A 16,167-nucleotide genomic window follows, 5' to 3' on the forward strand; every position below is an offset into this window, starting at 1 on the left:
CAGCCCATCGCACCCTCGACCCGATTGCTTTTTCACCTGGAGCTTTTATGAAATTTCTTTCACCGCTCGTCCTGCTGACCCTTTGCAGTGTGATGGCTACTCCACTGATGGCTACTGAAGACGCCCCCGGACTAACCGGCTGCGCCGCCAAGAAGCAAGGCATCATCAACCAGATCGAATTGGCCAAGGCGCACGGCAACCCCGATCAACAGGCGGGCCTGGAAACTGCACTGAGCGAAGTCACCGCCCATTGCACCGATGCATCGTTGAAGAAAGAACGGGAAAACAAGGTGCTTGACGCCAAACACGACGTCAGCAAGCGTCAGGCGGACCTCGACAAGGCCATGAAGAAAGGCGATGCCGACAAGATCAACAGTCGCAAAGACAAACTCGCCGAGTCCCGCAAGGCATTGCAGGATGCACTCGACGAACTGGATAAGTAAGAAGCGGTAAAGATCAGAGAGTGGTATCGATCTTTAGTCAGCCTTCGCGGGTAAGCCCGCGAAGGCGCCAGTCAACACACTGCACATCAATGATTGCGAAATTCTTTATGGCACGCACTGCAAGCATCTTCGACCTTCTGCACCGCCGGCCCCAAGTTGCTGGCCTTGTAAGGCTGAACCTTGCTGGCAATCACCAACTCGCCGGTAGCCGCCTCAAGCGTGCGGGCCATTTCCTGGAAGCGCGCCTGTTTCTGCCAGACGTCGTCCTTCGCGCTGGTGTGGTCGTCCTCACGCACTTGAGGGAAATGCTTCCAGGGCTCATGGGACAGCGCATCAAGCTTCACCGCGCCGTCTGCGAATTTCGGGCCGTCGAACGGAATACGCCCACGCAACATTCCGCCAAGGTCTTCACCGGTCTTGAGCATCTGTTTGAAGATCGCCTTGCGCTGACCCAGCGGAGAGTTTGGGTCGACACCGCCACAAGCGGACAAGGTCAGGCAGGCCAGCAATACAACAGAAAGTCTTTTAAGAGTCATGGTGGCTTCAGGTCACGGAGAACGGCGGCCAGTATCCTCGCGTCCTCGGCAAACACCAATAGCCCTATTATCAATAAGGGTTGTTTGAGCGCACAACGCACTCGGACGACCGTCAAAGGAATTACTCGATGAACAGCCGTTTCACGGCCTGGCGCCACCATCTGACCTGGACCCTTGCGCTGGTAGCCGTGCTCGCAGGTTGCAGCGGAGGCGATAACAACAAACCAAAAACCCACGCGCTGGCCACCTACAGCAGCGCGACATGGGAAGCATTGCCCGCAGTCTCCGACACCGACCTGGTCGCCGGTTTCGGTTCCTGGCGCAGCGCCTGCACCCGACTCAAGGCCGATCCAGTCTGGGGCGCGACCTGCGCCGCGTCTGCCAACGTGCCGCAAACCGCCAGCGACATCCGGGGTTTCCTCAAACAGAACCTGGACGTCTACGGCCTGCGCGCTGCCAACAACAATCCCAATGGCCTGATCACCGGCTACTACGAACCGGTCTACCCCGGCAGCCTGACCCAGACAGAAGTGGCGAAAGTCCCGGTGTACGGCGTGCCCGACGACATGATCATCGTCGCCCTGGACAGCCTCTACCCGGAACTCAAGGGTAAACGCCTGCGCGGAAGACTTGAAGGTCGCGTGCTCAAACCCTATGACGACGCTGCCACCATCGAAACCAAAGGGGTTAAGGCGCCAGTGGTTGCCTGGCTGACTGATCCGATGAACCTGCAGTTCCTGCAAATTCAGGGCTCCGGGCGCATCCAGCTTGATGACGGTCGCCAACTGCGCATTGCTTACGCCGACCAGAATGGTCATCCCTATCGCCCCATCGGTCGTTGGCTGGTGGAGCAAGGCGAGTTGAAAAAAGAAGACGTCACCATGAGCGCCATCAGCACGTGGGCCAAGGCCAATCCGGAGCGTATTCCTGAGCTGCTGGGCAGCAACCCGAGTTACGTGTTTTTCACCCGCAACCCCGACAGCAATGAAGGGCCACGTGGCTCGCTGAACGTGCCGCTGACAGCGGGTTATAGCGCAGCGGTGGATCGCAAAGTGATTCCACTGGGCAGTCTGTTGTGGTTATCGACGACCCGACCAGACGGCAGCACGCTGGTGCGACCGGTGGCGGCGCAAGACACTGGCGGTGCGATTGCCGGCGAGGTTCGGGCGGACCTGTTCTGGGGCACCGGCGAGGTGGCGGGACAACTGGCCGGCGATATGAAACAGCAGGGACAAATCTGGATGTTGTGGCCAAAAGGCGCAGCGTTGCCGCAAGTGCCTCAGGTAGAGGATGCCGTGAAGCCTTGAGTCATTTATTGGCAGTTAGATAGCGTTCGCGAGCAGCCTCACACCTGAAAGGGAACGCGTTTCTAACGTGTGCGGGCCTGCTCGATGAGGCCCGCCCAGGCACCCAGCATGTCGAAAAGGCGGCCTCAGATCGACACAAAAAAGAAACTGGCGATCAACCCCATTCCCACAACCCACACCACCGACCGCAACATCGCCCAGTCCGCCAGGTAGCAAATGATGTACAGCAACCGACTGGTGATAAACAACACCGCCAGCACATTGACCGTTACCAACTGTGCCGTCCCCACCAGATGCGCCACAATCACCGCTGCCGCAAACGCTGGGGTCACTTCGAAGCTGTTCAACTGCGCCGCATGTGCTCGTCGGCCCAAACCATTCAGCGACTCAAGAAAGTCTCGGGGATCATGGTTGTCTTTCAAACCATACCCGCCAACGGCCTTGGCGACGCCTGTGCAGATATACGGCAGGAAAATCGCAATCATCACGCACCACAGAGCAACCGTCATAACGCAGTCCCTTCTTCAAATTTTAGAACGTAGAGTGCCCGTCAAAACTTCATGATCAGCATGCCGACCAGCACCAGCCCACAGGCTAAGAGCCTCGGCCTGCCGAAAGGTTCTTTCAAATAGTACACGCCGAACAGCACCACCAGAATCACACTGATCTCGCGCAACGCCGCCACTTCGGCAATCGAGCCCAGTTGCATGGCCCACAACACCAAAGCGTAGCTGAACAACACGCACAACCCGATCGCCAACCCAAGCCGCCATTGTTGCCGCCAGAACACCATGAACGCCGGTCGCTTGCTCACCAGCGCCAACAGAGGAAACGGCCAGGCGCTCAGCAGTGTCATCCAGACCAGGTAATCCAATGGGTGCGACCAGCGCCGCAGCGCTTGGCCATCAATGAAGGTGTAGCAACCGATGCACAGGCCAATCAGCGCCACCACGGGCAACACCGACCACGGCAACCGCGTGCCGCCCCCTCCCTGCCACAGCAAACAAAGCATGCCGAACGGGATCAGCACAATTGCGAAGATCTGCTGAGAGGTCAGTACCTCTGCGGAGAAGATCAGCGTCAGCGCCAACACCATCAGTGGCGACAACCCGCGCATCAGCGGATAGACCAGACCCAAGTCTGCGACCCGATAGGCCTGAATCAACAGGTAGCGATAAAGCAACTCGAATGCCGCCGAAGCGAGAATCCACGGCCAGATATCCATCGGTGGCACATTCACCACCGCCAGCATCGCGGCGACAAACAACAGGGCCACGCTGTCCATGCACGCCACCACCAGCAGCCGCTCGGCGCTGAACTTGATCAGGGTATTCCACGTCGCGTGCAATAGCGCCGCCACCAACACCAACGTTGTTGCAAGCACGGCACGCTCCCTATTGCGCTCAGATAATTGATTCGCCATATGTCAGCAGCTGTTTATACTGCAAGCGACCACGCCGCACTCAGTTGCGCACAGACTAATACCAATAATTTCTGCCAGCGCCCCGCTCTCACCGAGATTGGGCGCCGGCCTGCGTATGCCTGATCAGAGCGTCAAGACTACCGACAGAGACCTTGCGCATGCCACTCGCCTTGCTTGCCCTCGCTGTTGCCGCGTTCGGCATCGGCACCACTGAATTCGTCATCATGGGCTTGCTCCCCGATGTCGCCCACGACCTCGCCGTGAGCATTCCCCACGCAGGCCTGCTGATTACCGGCTACGCCCTGGGCGTTGTCTTCGGCGCGCCGATCCTGGCGATCGGCACCGCCAACATGCCACGCAAAGCCACACTGCTGGGTATGACGCTGATGTTCATCCTCGGCAATATCCTCTGCGCGCTGGCGCCAAACTACGCAACGCTGATGGCCGCGCGAGTGGTTACCGCGCTGTGCCACGGTGCATTTTTCGGCATCGGCTCGGTAGTCGCAGCCGGGTTGGTGGCACCGAATAAGCGGGCGCAGGCGATTGCGATGATGTTTACCGGCCTGACCCTGGCCAACGTGCTCGGCGTGCCGCTGGGCACAGCACTCGGACAATACGCAGGTTGGCGTTCGACGTTCTGGGCCGTATCGGTAATCGGAGTGATCGCCGCCATCGCGCAGTGGGCGTGGCTGCCGAAGGACATCCCCATGGACAAAGCCAACCTGGCCAGCGAGTTCAAGGTGCTGGGCAAGATCAATGTGCTGCTCGCATTGGGCATGAGTGTGCTGGCGTCCACCAGCCTGTTCAGCGTGTTCACTTACATCGCGCCCATCCTGCAAGACATCACGGGGGTCAGCCCCCACGGCGTGACCGTCATGCTGCTGTTGTTCGGCGTGGGACTGACGGCGGGCAGCATGATCGGTGGTCGGCTGGCCGACAGTCGTTTGCTGCCTTCTCTGATGGGGATGGCGTTGGCCGTGGTGGTGGTTCTGGCGGCCTTCACCCAGACCAGTCACTCAGTGATTCCGGCGGCAATCACCTTGGTGCTGTGGGGCATATTCGCTTTCGCCCTGTGCCCGATCCTGCAACTGCTGATCATTGATCAGGCCCATGAAGCACCGAACCTCGGTTCAACGCTGAACCAAAGCGCGTTCAATCTCGGTAACGCGGCCGGCGCCTGGATTGGCGGGCTGGTGGTGGCCAGCGGCGCAGACCTGGCGGACTTGCCCTGGACCGGCGCGCTGGTCAGCGGCGTGACGGTGCTGACAGCGCTTTTCTACATCTACCTGCAACGTCGCGGCGCGGCGACAGTCAGCGTCTCCAACTGAACCACGGCGCCACACATGACCGTGCCCCCTCCAGCTAGCTGCTGATTACTTTTTGACCCGCTGCGGATCGAGCTTCTGATCCGCAGACTGCTTCGGCGGTCCGCTTTCGCTGCGGATCTGCGCGTGACTCAGCAACGCGAAAATAAAACTGCCGCCAATAATGTTCCCTGCGAGCGTCGGGCCGGCGAACACCAGCCAGAAGTCTTTCCACGGCAACTCGCCGGCAAACACCAGATAAGACACTTCCGCAGAGCCCACCACGATGTGGGTGAAATCCCCCAAAGCCATCAGGTACGTGATGAGGATGATGATCCACATCTTGGCGCTTTCCATGGACGGGATCATCCAGACCATGGTGGCGATCATCCAGCCCGAGATGATGCCTTTGGCGAACATCTGGCCAGCGTTGTTCTCCATGATCTTGCGTCCGATCTCGAGGAAAGCCAGGTCTGTCTTGGTATCGAAAATCGGCAGGTGCAACATTACATAGGCCACCAGCAGGGTGCCGCACAGGTTGCCAAACAGCACGACGGTCCAAAGTCGAATCAATCGACCAACGTTTTTCAATGTCGGTTTAGTCATGACCGGCAGCACAGCCGTCAGGGTGTTTTCGGTGAACAGTTGCTGACGCGCCAGAATGACCGCGAGAAAACCGGCGCAGTAACCGAAGCTGGCGATGACCTTAAAGGCTTCGCCATCCGGCAAGCGCGAGTTGAGCAAACCCATCGCCATCAGCGACAGCCCCATGGTCAGGCCGGCCGCCAATGCCGACCACCAGAGCGCGGCGACGCTGCGCTCAAGTTCTTGATCGCCCTGGGTGCGGATGATTTCGTGCAGCACGGCGGCACGCGGCGGCTGGTTGTTATCTACGTCGCGTTGCTCTTCAGCCGAGAGGTTCGGGGTCTTGCCGTCTGCTTGGGTGTCCATGAGATTCCTGAACCGGTGGCGTGTCGTGTAGTTACGACACGCGCGGTTCGGCGCTGTTCACTGCCGCTGGCAAATGGTTGCGACGATTATTCGCTGGCGGCATCTTCCTGAAACTGATCTTTGACGTACTTGATCTCGGTCCGGCCATGCGGCGCCGGCAAACCGTCTTCACCGAGGTTGACGAAGACCATGCGTTCAACGGTCAAAATGCTCTTGCGCGTGATCTTGTTACGCACTTCGCACGTCAGGGTGATCGAGGTACGACCGAACTCAGTGGCGGTAATGCCCAGCTCTATGATGTCGCCCTGGCGTGAGGCGCTGACGAAGTTGATTTCGGAAATGTACTTGGTCACCACGCGCTGGTTGCCCAGTTGAACGATGGCGTAGATCGCCGCTTCTTCGTCGATCCAGCGCAACAGACTGCCGCCAAACAGCGTGCCATTAGGGTTGAGGTCTTCGGGTTTTACCCATTTGCGGGTGTGGAAATTCATGTTCACTCCTGAGCATTTTGCCGAATGATGGGCGGCATCATGGCAGACCGGGCGGTCATGCTCTAGGCAGCATCGACTATGGGCGCCATCAGCGATCTTCATTTGTCCGACAGAAACCCTTTGGAAGTATCATCCAGATCGCTATAATCGCTACCGTTTCACAACGGTCATCTTCAATTGATACCGTTTTCCCGCCACCTGTCCGAGGGGCGCTGCAGCAGGTTCGACCTGTCAGGCTCGGATGGGGCGTTGCCTGGTCGTCATCGACCAGACACTAAACGCACAACGGCGCCCATTCGCATACATTACGAATGGAGGCTCTTCATGAGCGCTGTTATCACGCCTGCAGATTTTACCGATTACAAAGTCGCCGACATGTCCCTGGCTGCCTGGGGCCGTCGCGAAACCATCATCGCCGAATCCGAAATGCCTGCCCTGATGGGTCTGCGCCGCAAATACGCCGGTGCGCAGCCGCTCAAGGGCGCGAAAATTCTCGGCTGCATCCACATGACCATTCAGACTGCCGTGCTGATCGAAACCCTGGTTGCCCTGGGTGCCGAAGTACGCTGGTCGTCGTGCAACATTTTCTCGACTCAGGATCAGGCTGCTGCGGCTATCGCTGCTGCCGGTATCGCGGTTTACGCCTGGAAAGGCGAAACCGAAGAAGAGTACGAGTGGTGCCTGGAGCAAACCATCCTGAAAGATGGCGCGCCATGGGATGCCAACATGATCCTCGACGACGGTGGCGACCTGACCGAGCTGTTGCACAAAAAATACCCGGCTATCCTGGACCGCGTCCATGGCGTGACCGAAGAGACCACCACGGGCGTTCACCGTCTGCTGGACATGCTGGCCAAAGGCGAGCTGAAAATCCCGGCCATCAACGTCAACGACTCGGTGACCAAGAGCAAGAACGACAACAAGTACGGCTGCCGTCACAGCCTGAACGATGCAATCAAGCGCGGCACCGACCACCTGTTGTCCGGCAAGCAAGCGCTGGTCATCGGTTACGGTGACGTGGGCAAGGGTTCGGCCCAGTCCCTGCGTCAGGAAGGCATGATCGTCAAAGTTACCGAAGTCGACCCAATCTGCGCCATGCAAGCCTGCATGGACGGCTACGAGCTGGTTTCGCCGTTCATCGACGGCATCAACACCGGCACTGAAGCCAGCATCGACAAAGCACTGCTGGGCAAGATCGACCTGATCGTGACCACCACCGGCAACGTCAATGTTTGCGACTCGAACATGCTCAAAGCCCTGAAGAAGCGCGCTGTTGTCTGCAACATCGGTCACTTCGACAACGAAATCGACACCGCTTTCATGCGCAAGAACTGGGCATGGGAAGAAGTGAAGCCACAGGTTCACAAAATCCACCGCACCGGTCCGGGCGCGTTCGACGCTCAGAACGACGACTACCTGATCCTGTTGGCCGAAGGCCGTTTGGTAAACCTGGGCAACGCCACAGGTCACCCAAGCCGCATCATGGACGGTTCGTTCGCCAACCAGGTTCTGGCGCAAATCTTCCTTTTTGGCCAGAAGTACGCCGACCTGTCGCCAGCCCAGAAAGCCGAGCGTCTGACCGTTGAAGTGCTGCCGAAAAAACTCGACGAAGAAGTGGCCCTGGAAATGGTCCGCGGTTTCGGCGGCGTCGTGACTCAACTGACCAAGACCCAGGCCGACTACATCGGCGTGACCGTCGAAGGCCCGTTCAAGCCGCACGCTTACCGCTACTGATCGGTCCTGCTGCCTGCTCTCCCTGGGGGAGCGGGCTTTTTGTGGGAGCGGGCTTGCCCGGCCCCCATAAAATCCCGCGCCCACCTGGGTTGTGCAAGCCTCACAGGCTTACGCGTTTCCAAGGATATGACCATGTCCCAAGACCGTCGCTACAGCTTTGAGTTCTTCCCTACGAAGACCGACGCTGGGCATGAAAAGCTGCTCGCCACTGCTCGCCAGTTGGCTACCTACAATCCCGACTTCTTCTCCTGCACCTATGGCGCTGGCGGCTCGACCCGTGATCGCACCATCAACACCGTGTTGCAGCTCGAAAGTGAAGTCAAAGTACCTGCCGCACCGCATCTGTCTTGCGTGGGCGACAGCAAGGACGATCTGCGCGGTCTGCTGACTCAATACAAGACAGCGGGCATCAAGCGGATAGTCGCCTTGCGCGGTGACCTGCCTTCGGGCATGGGCATGGCCAGCGGCGAACTGCGTCACGCTAACGACCTGGTTGAATTCATTCGTGAAGAGACCGGTGATCATTTCCACATCGAAGTCGCCGCTTATCCGGAGATGCATCCGCAAGCGCGTAATTTCGAAGATGATCTGACCAACTTCGTGCGTAAGGCTAACGCTGGCGCCGACAGTGCAATCACCCAGTACTTCTTCAACGCCGACAGCTATTTCTACTTCGTTGAGCGAGTACGGGCGATGGGCGTGAACATCCCGATCGTGCCGGGGATCATGCCGATCACCAACTACAGCAAGCTCGCCCGATTCTCCGATGCCTGCGGTGCGGAAATCCCGCGCTGGATTCGCAAGCAACTGGAAGCCTACGGCGATGACGCCCAGAGCATTCAAGGCTTTGGTGAACAGGTCATCACCCAGATGTGCGAACGTCTGCTGCAAGGTGGCGCTCCAGGGCTGCACTTCTACACGCTGAACCAGTCTGAACCAAGCCTGGCGGTGTGGAACAACCTGAAGTTGCCTCGCTAAACGCGCTTCAAAGCGAACGCTACAAGCAAGAAAAAAATCGCAGCCACTCGCTGCGATTTTTTGCTTTTCGCGAGCCTTTTAACGCGCAGCAACCGCTTGAGTTAGAGCTTGTCGAGTCAGTTTCTGGCTCTTTGCGGTTTCTCGTCGTAATCTCCTGCCATGCCTTTGATCGCGCAATTGATAACCGTGCTTCTTTTCGCTTGCCTGAGCTTCACCGCTCGAGGTGAGAAGCTGCGTATTGTCACCGAGCCGTGGGCGCCTTATGTGTATGAGGAGAACGGCAAAGCCATGGGGCTGGACTACGAAGCCACCGCCATTGTCTTCAAGCGGCTGGGGATCGAGGTCGAATGGCAGTTCCTGCCGTGGAAGCGCTGTCTTTCGATGCTCGACCAAGGCCAGGCAGACGGCGCGCTGGACATTTTCCACAGCGATGAACGCGATGCGACTCTGCTCTACCCAAACGAGCCGTTGTCGCAGGTGGAGTTTGTGATGTTTTATGCCAACGAGCGACCACATGCGTTCCTTACGCTGGACGAGCTGAAGGGCATGACGATCGGCACGTCACCCGGCTACCTGTACAGCGCCGACTTCAGCAACTCGACCTTGTTCACCCGGGAGCCGGCACCGACCCACGAAGCCAACTTCGGCAAACTGCTACGCGGACGCATCGACCTGCTGATCACTGATCGCCGAGTCGGCCAGCACTTGCTTGATGAACTGGATATCCGCGACCAAGTCACCGAAAACCCCACCGTCATCAGCCATCAAAGCCAGTTTCTCGCGGTCCGTCGCAATGCGGGCATGGACTTGCTGGTGCAGCGCTTCGGCGCCGAACTCAAGCGCTTCAAACGCGAGCCAGCCTATGCCGAGCTAAGCGCGCGCTACGGCGCGACCCCGGCCCCCGAGGTAAAAACCAGCACCGGCGCCGTCTTCGAAAAAACCGTTGAGCAGCAGGAAAGCGGCGCGCAGTGATTGCTCTGTTATACTCCGGCGTTCCCGCCAGGCTCACGCCCGGACGCTCGGAACCGTTCAAGGCATCTCGACCCCGCTACAGCGCAGCTTTCAAGCCAGCGCGAGCGCTCCAGACGAGCCTTCGTGACCCAGCAGGACCGGACGGGATTGCGTCCTCTTAAACGCCATTCGCGCCAGGCAAGACTCCCATTGGGCCAAGCCCTAACTAAAACAGGATTACTCATGTCCTTTGCTTCCCTCGGTCTCTCCGAGGCTTTAGTCCGCGCCATCGAGGCAGCGGGCTATACCGAGCCTACTCCGGTGCAACAGCGGGCCATTCCCGCCGTGTTGCAAGGTCGCGACCTGATGGTTGCGGCACAGACAGGTACTGGTAAAACCGGCGGCTTCGCCCTTCCGATTCTGGAACGGCTGTTCCCCAACGGTCACCCGGACAAATCCCAGCGTCACGGCCCGCGTCAACCTCGCGTGCTGGTCCTGACCCCCACTCGCGAACTCGCGGCCCAGGTGCATGAGAGCTTCAAGCTCTATGCCCGAGACCTGAAGTTCGTCAGCGCCTGCATCTTCGGCGGCGTTGGTATGAACCCACAGGTTCAGGCCATGTCCCGTGGTGTCGACGTGCTGGTCGCCTGCCCAGGTCGTTTGCTTGACCTGTGCGGCCAAGGCAGCGTCGATTTGTCCCACGTGGAAATCCTCGTGCTGGACGAAGCGGACCGCATGCTCGACATGGGCTTTGTCCATGACGTGAAGAAAGTCCTCGCGCGCCTGCCAGCCAAACGCCAGAACCTGCTTTTCTCAGCGACCTTTTCCAACGACATCACGTCCTTGGCCGGCAAGCTGCTGCACAACCCGGAACGCATCGAAGTCACGCCGCCGAACACCACGGTCGAACGCATCGAACAGCGGGTGTTCCGCTTGGCGGCCAGCCACAAGCGTTCACTGCTCGCGCACCTGATCACCGCCGGCGCCTGGGAACAGGTTCTGGTGTTCACTCGCACCAAGCACGGTGCCAACCGCCTGGCCGAGTACCTGGACAAACACGGCCTGAGCGCCGTCGCTATCCACGGCAACAAGAGCCAGAACGCTCGCACCAAAGCCCTGGCCGACTTCAAGGCCGGTGAAGTGCGCATCCTTGTTGCCACCGACATCGCTGCTCGCGGTCTCGACATCGACCAGTTGCCACACGTGGTCAACTTCGAACTGCCGAACGTCGACGAAGACTACGTACACCGTATCGGCCGTACTGGCCGCGCCGGTCGTTCGGGCGAGGCGATCTCGCTGGTCGCCCCGGACGAAGAAAAACTGCTGAAAAGCATCGAGCGCATGACCAAGCAGAAGATTGCCGACGGCAACCTGATGGGCTTCGACTCCAGCGCGGTGGAAGCCGAGAAACCAGAAGTTCGCGAACGTCCCGACGTGCGTAACCCGCGCGCTCCACGTGGCCCTCGTGGCGACGGTCCGAATGGCACCGGTGGCGGTGGCGGTCGTAAAGACAAAGGCAAGGACAAGGGCGGCAAGGAAAAACCTGCTGCCACCGGCCGTGGTGATCGTCCCGCACGTGAACAAAAGCCGCGTGAAGGTACGCCGGCTCGCGAACAACAGCGCCCGGCGCCACGCGCTGCCGCAGCTGATCGTGCTCCGGACGAGTTCCTTGACGACGACGTGGACAACTTCGGTAACCGCGTTGATTACGTACCTCAGGCCAAACCGGCTCAAGGCCGTGGTCGCCGTCCAGGTGCTCCGACGCCAAGTACGACAACCGGCGCTGGCGCAGGTGCTCCGCGCACCGGCGGCAAGCCTCAGGGCCGTCAAAGCGCTCCGCGCAGCAGCGATGGCGCGACCACCGGCACTCCACCGGCCAAGCGTAGCGGTCCACGCAACGGTGCTCCACGTGACGGCCAAGCCCGTCGCGAAGAGTCCCGCAACCGTCGCCCGGCCCGTACCGACGAGCAACCACGTTCGGAACCAGCGGTGCAGAACCCGCGCGGTCCGGCACCGAAGATCATGCACAAGGAGTCGAAAACCGATCGGTTCCCGACACCTGAGCAGCTGGATCAACTGCCAAGCCGTCCACGCGGCGAAAAACCAGCGTTGCTGACTCGCAACCGCTGATTTAGCGCAGTCCTGAAAAAGTGCCCCGGATCTCGCGATTCGGGGCATTTTTTTTCAGCGAGACAAACCCCCTGCAAAGGATCTTTGCGTGGTGTTTTTCAGGGCAAAAAAAACGCCCCTTACCGTGAGATCAGGGGCGTTTTTTGTGTCAGCGGCGAATATTACTTCGCTTTAACACCTTCAAACGAGATGTAAAGTTCGACGGCGTCGGACTGTGGGCCCAGGTCCATCATCTTGCCGAAATCGGAACGCTTGATGCTGGTAGTGCCCTCGAAGCCAGCACGGTAGCCGCCCCATGGATCCTTACCTTCGCCCAGGAACGTGGCTTTAACCACGATGGGCTTGGTCACGCCATGCAGGGTCAGGTCGCCGGTCACATCAGCAGTCTCTTTGCCAGCAGCGTTTTTGCCGGTGGATTTGACGCTGGTGGAGACAAACTTGGCATCAGCGTATTTGCTGACTTCCAGGAAGTCTTTGCTGGAGATGTGCTTGTCGCGCTCAGCATGGTTGGTGAACACGCTGGCGGTGCGCACGTTGAACTCGATCTTGCTGTCTTCTGGCTTGGCAGCGTCAAAGCTGAACTTGCCGTCGATGTCCTTGAAAGTACCGGTGATGTAGCTGTAGCCCAGGTGGCTGATCTTGAAGTCGACGAAGGCGTGCTGGCCTTCTTTGTCGACAGTGTAATCAGCCGCCATTACGTTGGCGGATAGCAGGGCCGAACCGATGGCCAGAGCAGCGAGGGTCTTTTTCAACATGCTTTCTATTCCTTGGAGTCGAGGTTGAATTTCAGGCTTTGCGGCCGAGCATTCGAGTCAGGGTCGCATCACGATCGATAAAGTGGTGTTTCAATGCTGCCAACGCATGGAGACCGGAAAAAATTACCAGCGCCCACGCCAGGTACAGATGGATGACACCGGCGGTATCTGCCTGGTCCGGTAGCCCGGAAACCAGTGCAGGAATCTCAAATAGACCAAACACCGGGATCCCGACACCGTCTGCGGTGGAAATCAGGTAACCGGCAATCATCAACGCGAACAAACCCACGTACAGAAACGAATGACCGAACTTGGCGCCGAGGCGCGTCAGGCGGCTGTAGCTTTTCAGGGTCGGCGGCGGTGGGCTGATGAAGCGCCACAGGACACGCAGCAGCATCACAGCGAACACTACCAAGCCAATGCTCTTGTGCAGGTCCGGCGCGTCTTTGCGCCAGGTGCTGTAGTAGTCGAGACCGACCATCCACAAGCCCAGGGCAAACAGTCCGAAGACCGCCAGCGCCACGCCCCAGTGCAGGAACATGCTGATCCAACCGTAGCGTGATGAAGAATTACGTAGCTGCATTGCCCAAATCCTGTGAGAACTGCGACCAAGACTATCGAGTTATCTATCGATTTAAAGCGGAAATTTTCGCTTTGAAATATCGAGAAATACGATCAAGAGTCTGAAAGACCCGAGTTAAGGAAAGATTAAACATAAAAGTGTGGCGAGATGTAATCCGACCTGCTTAAACGAAGCGTCGCCTTTTACCGACTGGATTCGGCTGCGCGCCGTGAAAAAAACCGCACCTGCGCGCCGACCGACGAGCAGCGACATTAAACCCAATCATCACAATGGGTTGTTCCTGCGCCACGCATTGCATAGGCTTGCGCGATTGTTTGCCCGCGTACCAAGCGGGCCGCCTCGAGGAGACTGTAAATGGGCCTGAATAATCAGTGGATGCAACGGGATCTGGCTGTGTTGTGGCACCCCTGCACCCAGATGAAAGACCACGAACAGCTACCACTGATTCCGATCAAACGCGGCGAAGGCGTGTGGTTGGAAGACTTTGAAGGCAAACGCTACCTCGACGCCGTCAGTTCCTGGTGGGTCAACGTGTTCGGCCACGCCAACCCGCGGATCAACCAGCGCATCAAAGACCAGGTCGATCAACTGGAACATGTGATCCTCGCCGGTTTCAGCCATCAACCGGTGATTGAGCTGTCCGAGCGCCTGGTGAAAATGACGCCCGAAGGCCTGACGCGTTGCTTCTACGCCGATAACGGTTCGTCCTGCATCGAAGTCGCGCTGAAAATGAGCTTTCACTACTGGCTCAATCGTGGTCAGCCGAACAAAAAGCGCTTCGTCACCCTCACCAACAGCTACCACGGCGAGACCATCGCCGCGATGTCGGTGGGCGACGTGCCGCTGTTTACTGAGACCTACAAAGCCCTGCTGTTGGACACCCTCAAGGTGCCAAGTCCCGATTGCTACCTGCGCCCCGAAGGCATGAGCTGGGAGGAGCATTCGCGCACGATGTTTGCCGCCATGGAGCAGACCCTGGCCGAGCACCACACGACCGTTGCAGCGGTGATCGTCGAGCCTTTGATCCAGGGCGCCGGCGGCATGCGCATGTACCACCCGGTGTACCTCAAACTGTTGCGCGAAGCGTGCGATCGTTACGGCGTACACCTGATCCACGACGAAATTGCCGTCGGTTTCGGCCGCACAGGGACAATGTTCGCCTGTGAACAGGCCGGTATCCGCCCGGATTTCCTCTGTTTATCTAAAGCGCTGACCGGTGGTTATCTGCCATTGGCCGCTTGCGTCACGACTGATGATGTCTACAGCGCGTTCTACGACGACTACCCGACCTTGCGCGCCTTCCTGCACTCCCACAGCTACACCGGCAACCCGCTGGCGTGTGCAGCAGCACTGGCGACGCTGGACATCTTCGAAGAAGACAACGTCATCGAGAACAACAAGGCACTGGCCCAGCGCATGGCGACCTCAACCGCGCACCTGGCGGATCATCCAAATGTGTCGGAGGTACGCCAGACCGGCATGGTATTGGCCATCGAGATGGTTAAGGACAAAGCGAGCAAGACCGCTTATCCGTGGCAGGAACGCCGGGGTTTGAAGGTGTTCGAGCACGCCCTGGAGCGCGGTGCGCTGCTGCGGCCGTTAGGCAGCGTGGTGTATTTCCTACCGCCCTACGTGATCACGCCGGAACAGATCGACTTCCTCGCCGAAGTGGCCAGCGAAGGCATCGACATCGCCACTCGCGACAGCATCAGTGTTTGCGTACCGAAGGACTTCCATCCCGGCTTCCGCGATCCGGGCTAGTACAATCGCTGGTCCCACGCGCGGCGTGGGAAAAATCAAACCACAGAGACCCCAGCATGAGACTGTCCCGCTTCTTTATTGACGTGCCCTTGAGCATCGGCGAGCGCGAATTGCCCGAGGCCCAGGCCCACTACATCAGCCGTGTGCTGCGCATGGCAGAGGGTGATGCCGTGCAATTGTTCGACGGCTCGGGGCATGAGTTTCTCGGCACCCTGGCCGACGTCGGCAAGAAGCGCGTCACGGTACAGATTGCTGAAAGCTTCCCTGGCCAAATCGAATCGCCTCTGAACATTCACCTCGGCCAAGGCTTGTCCCGTGGCGAGCGCATGGACTGGGCGATTCAAAAAGCCACTGAGTTGGGCGTCAACGACATCACGCCGATTTTCACCGACCGCTGCGAAGTGCGCCTGAAAGACGAGCGCGCCGACAAACGCCTGATGCACTGGCGTCAGGTGGCAATCAGCGCTTGTGAACAATGCGGTCGCTCTCGGGTGCCGGTGATTCATCCGCCGCTGTTGCTGGCTGATTGGCTGAAGCAGGCCGACGCTGAGTTAAAACTGGTGCTGCACCCGGTGGCAGAGCCGCTGCTCAGCCACGCCAAGCCTTCGACCCTGGCATTTCTGATCGGCCCGGAAGGTGGTTTATCGGACGCTGAAGTGGATCAGGCCAAGGGGGCCGGTTTTCACGCCGCCCGCCTCGGGCCGCGAGTGCTGCGCACCGAAACCGCACCGGTGGTAGCGGTGGCGGTGGCCCAACAGCTTTGGGGCGACTTCTAGCGCTCCCTCGCGAGCAGGCGCGCCCACAGGAGAATTTATTCCGG

General features: G+C 59.0%; 16 protein-coding genes and 1 riboswitch. Of the genes, 9 read left to right on the forward strand and 7 right to left on the reverse strand.

Annotated elements, in window-relative coordinates:
* The first annotated feature begins 47 nt into the window (after nt 1-47).
* Nucleotides 48-443, forward strand: coding sequence for a DUF1090 domain-containing protein (locus RHM68_RS23670; protein ID WP_322219417.1), 396 nt, complete (start codon nt 48-50; stop codon nt 441-443).
* An 86-nt stretch (nt 444-529) separates the two neighbouring features.
* Here RHM68_RS23670 and RHM68_RS23675 read toward each other — a convergent pair whose 3' ends face one another.
* On the reverse strand, nt 530-979 hold the full coding sequence (locus RHM68_RS23675) for a cytochrome c (protein WP_322219418.1): 450 nt from the start codon (nt 977-979) through the stop codon (nt 530-532).
* A 128-nt stretch (nt 980-1,107) separates the two neighbouring features.
* Between RHM68_RS23675 and RHM68_RS23680 the strand changes: the two genes are divergently transcribed.
* Nucleotides 1,108-2,286, forward strand: a complete 1,179-nt coding sequence (locus RHM68_RS23680; RefSeq protein WP_322219419.1) for a murein transglycosylase A — start codon at nt 1,108-1,110, stop codon at nt 2,284-2,286.
* A gap of 125 nt (nt 2,287-2,411) precedes the next feature.
* Here the strand turns inward: RHM68_RS23680 and RHM68_RS23685 are convergent, their stop codons facing one another.
* Nucleotides 2,412-2,795, reverse strand: coding sequence for an MAPEG family protein (locus RHM68_RS23685; protein WP_322219420.1), 384 nt, complete (start codon nt 2,793-2,795; stop codon nt 2,412-2,414).
* A gap of 41 nt (nt 2,796-2,836) precedes the next feature.
* Complete coding sequence (locus RHM68_RS23690) at nt 2,837-3,670, reverse strand: EamA family transporter (protein ID WP_322219421.1); 834 nt, start codon at nt 3,668-3,670, stop codon at nt 2,837-2,839.
* A 197-nt stretch (nt 3,671-3,867) separates the two neighbouring features.
* Between RHM68_RS23690 and RHM68_RS23695 the strand changes: the two genes are divergently transcribed.
* Nucleotides 3,868-5,037: an MFS transporter gene (locus tag RHM68_RS23695; protein ID WP_322219422.1), complete on the forward strand. Its 1,170-nt coding sequence runs from the start codon at nt 3,868-3,870 to the stop codon at nt 5,035-5,037.
* Nucleotides 5,038-5,082: 45 nt separating this feature from the next.
* Here the strand turns inward: RHM68_RS23695 and RHM68_RS23700 are convergent, their stop codons facing one another.
* Nucleotides 5,083-5,964: a formate/nitrite transporter family protein gene (locus RHM68_RS23700; protein WP_322219423.1), complete on the reverse strand. Its 882-nt coding sequence runs from the start codon at nt 5,962-5,964 to the stop codon at nt 5,083-5,085.
* 86 nt (nt 5,965-6,050) lie between these two features.
* Complete coding sequence (locus tag RHM68_RS23705) at nt 6,051-6,455, reverse strand: acyl-CoA thioesterase (protein ID WP_322219424.1); 405 nt, start codon at nt 6,453-6,455, stop codon at nt 6,051-6,053.
* 198 nt (nt 6,456-6,653) lie between these two features.
* Nucleotides 6,654-6,756: riboswitch (S-adenosyl-L-homocysteine riboswitch) on the forward strand.
* A 23-nt stretch (nt 6,757-6,779) separates the two neighbouring features.
* Between RHM68_RS23705 and ahcY the strand changes: the two genes are divergently transcribed.
* From ahcY to RHM68_RS23725, 4 genes are all read left to right on the forward strand, one after another.
* Nucleotides 6,780-8,189 (forward strand): adenosylhomocysteinase, encoded by a 1,410-nt coding sequence (ahcY, locus tag RHM68_RS23710; protein WP_322219425.1) that lies wholly within the window; start codon nt 6,780-6,782, stop codon nt 8,187-8,189.
* A gap of 132 nt (nt 8,190-8,321) precedes the next feature.
* Complete coding sequence (gene metF / locus RHM68_RS23715) at nt 8,322-9,167, forward strand: methylenetetrahydrofolate reductase [NAD(P)H] (protein ID WP_322219426.1); 846 nt, start codon at nt 8,322-8,324, stop codon at nt 9,165-9,167.
* Between the two features lie 159 nt (nt 9,168-9,326).
* Nucleotides 9,327-10,139, forward strand: a complete 813-nt coding sequence (locus RHM68_RS23720) for a substrate-binding periplasmic protein (RefSeq protein WP_322219427.1) — start codon at nt 9,327-9,329, stop codon at nt 10,137-10,139.
* A 222-nt stretch (nt 10,140-10,361) separates the two neighbouring features.
* On the forward strand, nt 10,362-12,248 hold the full coding sequence (locus tag RHM68_RS23725; protein WP_322219428.1) for a DEAD/DEAH box helicase: 1,887 nt from the start codon (nt 10,362-10,364) through the stop codon (nt 12,246-12,248).
* Between the two features lie 161 nt (nt 12,249-12,409).
* On the opposite strand, the gene RHM68_RS23730 is transcribed toward RHM68_RS23725, so the two are convergent.
* Both RHM68_RS23730 and RHM68_RS23735 read right to left on the reverse strand, forming a co-directional pair.
* On the reverse strand, nt 12,410-13,003 hold the full coding sequence (locus tag RHM68_RS23730; protein ID WP_322219429.1) for a YceI family protein: 594 nt from the start codon (nt 13,001-13,003) through the stop codon (nt 12,410-12,412).
* Between the two features lie 31 nt (nt 13,004-13,034).
* Nucleotides 13,035-13,586 (reverse strand): cytochrome b, encoded by a 552-nt coding sequence (locus RHM68_RS23735; RefSeq protein ID WP_322219430.1) that lies wholly within the window; start codon nt 13,584-13,586, stop codon nt 13,035-13,037.
* Nucleotides 13,587-13,940: 354 nt separating this feature from the next.
* Here RHM68_RS23735 and RHM68_RS23740 point away from each other — a divergent pair, with 354 nt between their 5' ends.
* Entirely contained in the window at nt 13,941-15,347 is a 1,407-nt protein-coding gene (locus tag RHM68_RS23740; protein WP_322219431.1) for an adenosylmethionine--8-amino-7-oxononanoate transaminase, read from the forward strand.
* A 56-nt stretch (nt 15,348-15,403) separates the two neighbouring features.
* Nucleotides 15,404-16,123 (forward strand): 16S rRNA (uracil(1498)-N(3))-methyltransferase, encoded by a 720-nt coding sequence (locus tag RHM68_RS23745; protein ID WP_322219432.1) that lies wholly within the window; start codon nt 15,404-15,406, stop codon nt 16,121-16,123.
* Nucleotides 16,124-16,167 lie beyond the last annotated feature (44 nt).

The sequence above is a fragment of the Pseudomonas sp. DC1.2 genome (assembly GCF_034351645.1).
Lineage (GTDB): Bacteria > Pseudomonadota > Gammaproteobacteria > Pseudomonadales > Pseudomonadaceae > Aquipseudomonas.

Excerpts from the sequence above, each read along its gene's own strand:
- RHM68_RS23735 (WP_322219430.1), bottom strand. The coding sequence starts at position 13,586 with ATGCAGCTACGTAATTCTTCATCACGCTACGGTTGGATCAGCATGTTC.
- RHM68_RS23720 (WP_322219427.1), top strand. The coding sequence starts at position 9,327 with ATGCCTTTGATCGCGCAATTGATAACCGTGCTTCTTTTCGCTTGCCTG.
- metF (WP_322219426.1), top strand. The coding sequence starts at position 8,322 with ATGTCCCAAGACCGTCGCTACAGCTTTGAGTTCTTCCCTACGAAGACC.
- RHM68_RS23745 (WP_322219432.1), top strand. The coding sequence starts at position 15,404 with ATGAGACTGTCCCGCTTCTTTATTGACGTGCCCTTGAGCATCGGCGAG.
- RHM68_RS23705 (WP_322219424.1), bottom strand. The coding sequence starts at position 6,455 with ATGAATTTCCACACCCGCAAATGGGTAAAACCCGAAGACCTCAACCCT.
- RHM68_RS23740 (WP_322219431.1), top strand. The coding sequence starts at position 13,941 with ATGGGCCTGAATAATCAGTGGATGCAACGGGATCTGGCTGTGTTGTGG.
- RHM68_RS23725 (WP_322219428.1), top strand. The coding sequence starts at position 10,362 with ATGTCCTTTGCTTCCCTCGGTCTCTCCGAGGCTTTAGTCCGCGCCATC.
- ahcY (WP_322219425.1), top strand. The coding sequence starts at position 6,780 with ATGAGCGCTGTTATCACGCCTGCAGATTTTACCGATTACAAAGTCGCC.
- RHM68_RS23675 (WP_322219418.1), bottom strand. The coding sequence starts at position 979 with ATGACTCTTAAAAGACTTTCTGTTGTATTGCTGGCCTGCCTGACCTTG.
- RHM68_RS23700 (WP_322219423.1), bottom strand. The coding sequence starts at position 5,964 with ATGGACACCCAAGCAGACGGCAAGACCCCGAACCTCTCGGCTGAAGAG.
- RHM68_RS23730 (WP_322219429.1), bottom strand. The coding sequence starts at position 13,003 with ATGTTGAAAAAGACCCTCGCTGCTCTGGCCATCGGTTCGGCCCTGCTA.
- RHM68_RS23695 (WP_322219422.1), top strand. The coding sequence starts at position 3,868 with ATGCCACTCGCCTTGCTTGCCCTCGCTGTTGCCGCGTTCGGCATCGGC.
- RHM68_RS23670 (WP_322219417.1), top strand. The coding sequence starts at position 48 with ATGAAATTTCTTTCACCGCTCGTCCTGCTGACCCTTTGCAGTGTGATG.
- RHM68_RS23680 (WP_322219419.1), top strand. The coding sequence starts at position 1,108 with ATGAACAGCCGTTTCACGGCCTGGCGCCACCATCTGACCTGGACCCTT.
- RHM68_RS23685 (WP_322219420.1), bottom strand. The coding sequence starts at position 2,795 with ATGACGGTTGCTCTGTGGTGCGTGATGATTGCGATTTTCCTGCCGTAT.